Source organism: Salipiger sp. (assembly GCF_059781815.1).
Genome location: NZ_JBYNAH010000174.1, coordinates 9,829 through 11,675 on the forward strand (window position 1 = coordinate 9,829; position 1,847 = coordinate 11,675).

Below are 1,847 nucleotides of genomic sequence, written 5' to 3' on the forward strand. Positions count from 1 at the left end.
GGCGCCCCCCCTGGGGGCCGGGGGGGCCTTGCCCCCGGGTTTTATTTAGCCCTTTACCGCCGCGGGGGGCGCGGGGCGAGGCGGGCGCCCCCGGCCCGGTCACTCGGCCGGACGCATGGCGGTGATCTCTTCGTCGGAGGGCATGTAGGGGGCCGGGTCCTTGTATTCCCAGTCCACCATCACGCCCTTGCCATCCTCGAGCGCCGTGGTGCCGACCCAGGCGCCGAGCGTCGACTGGTTGTCGATCTCGCGGTAGGTCAGCTCGCCGATCGGCGTGTCGGCGACGGTGAGGCCCTCGAAGGCCGCGACCAGCGCTTCGGTGTCGGTGGCGCCGGCGGCCTCGATGGCGGCGGCGATCGACTGCGCGGTCATGTAGCCCACCAGGCTGCCGATCTTCGGGGTCTCGCCGGTGGCCTCGCTATAGGCATCGACGAAGGCCTTGCCGGGGGTGCCGTCCTCGAGCGCGTACCAGGGGAAACCGGTGACGAACCAGCCCTCGGGGGCCTCGTCGCCCAGCGGCTCGAGATATTCCGGCTCGCCGGTCAGCAGGCCATAGACGTTGCGGCCGTCGAACAGGCCGCGGTCGCCGCCTTCCCGCACCAGCTTCGCGAGGTCGGTGCCGAAGGTGACGTTGTAGATCGCGTCGGGCTTGGCGCGCTCGATGGCCTGCACCTCGGCGCCGGCATCGATCTTGAACAGCGCCGGCCATTGCTCGGCGACGAACTCGACCTCGGGCTTCAGGCGCTTGAGGTTCTCCTTGAAGGCCTCGACCGCGTCCTGCCCGTAGGCGTAGTTGGGCGCGATGGTGGCATATTTGATCGCGTCGGTCTTGGCGGCCTCCTCGGCCAGCATCGCGGCCTGAACCCAGGTCGAGGCGCGCAGGCGGAAGGTGTAGGGGTTGCCCGACTTCCACACCAGGCTGTCGGCCAGCGGCTCGGCGGCGAGGTAGAGATAGCCCTTCTCGGCGGCGAAGCTCGACAGCGCCAGGCCCACGTGGCTGAGGATCGTGCCGGTCAGCATCACCGCGCCGTCACGGGTCATCAGCTCTTCGGCGATCTTCACGGCCTCGGCCGGGTCGCCCTGGTCGTCGCGGAAGATGAACTCGAGATCCTTGCCCAGCACGCCGCCATCGGCGTTGATCTCGGACAGGGCGAGCTCGATGCCCTTCTTGTAGGGCTCGGCGAAGGCGGCCATGCGCTTGTAGTGGTTGATCTCGCCGACCTTGATGGTCTCTTGCGCAAAGCCCGCGGCGGGCGCCAGGGCCATGGCTGCGGCCGTGGCGAGCACGGTGCGTCTCAGAAAGTTCATGGGGATATACTCTCCTGTTGGTAATGTTGCCCTTGCGGCAACTTTTGGTATCCCGGTCTTACGCCGGTTAATCGTGGTAGACAAACGCCGGTGAGGGATCGGCGGCAAGATCCTCGGTGCGTTCCAGTTCCAGAAGTTCGTTGATGCGCTTGCGATAGACAAGAGGGCCCTTGTCGATGGCGATGCGGATCGGGCGGCGCTTCTGCGGGCGCATCTCTTCTTCCTGCACCGCCTCGAGGATCTCCTTGTCCTCGTCGAAGGCCTTGCGGAACATCGCGTCCATGCGGTCGGCGGCCTCGGGATCGTCGGTGGCGGTGTTGCGCAGGTGCATCCAGCGGTCGATGGTATAGGTCTCGGTGACCGGGGTCATGAAGTGCAGCGCGAAGATGCGCACGCCCTGGTCGCGGTCTTCCTCGGCGCATTTCTTCTCGGTCTCGATGGAGCCGAACTCGATCACCGCGGTGCACGGGGTGTCGAGGTCGTAATAGTGCCAGCGGTCGACATTGCCGGTGAAGCCGCCGAAGGCCTTGACGAAGCCG

The 1,847-nt window shown here is 66.9% G+C and carries 1 protein-coding gene and 1 pseudogene; both read right to left on the reverse strand.

Annotated features, from left to right (window positions below; translation table 11 throughout):
* Nucleotides 1-99: 99 nt before the first annotated feature.
* The gene (locus AC6RA4_RS17985; protein WP_500162717.1) at nt 100-1,308 is read right to left on the reverse strand and encodes an ABC transporter substrate-binding protein; all 1,209 of its coding nucleotides are present in this window, start codon (nt 1,306-1,308) and stop codon (nt 100-102) included.
* Nucleotides 1,309-1,375: 67 nt separating this feature from the next.
* Nucleotides 1,376-1,847: pseudogene (locus tag AC6RA4_RS17990) on the reverse strand (aromatic ring-hydroxylating dioxygenase subunit alpha); the annotation flags it as partial.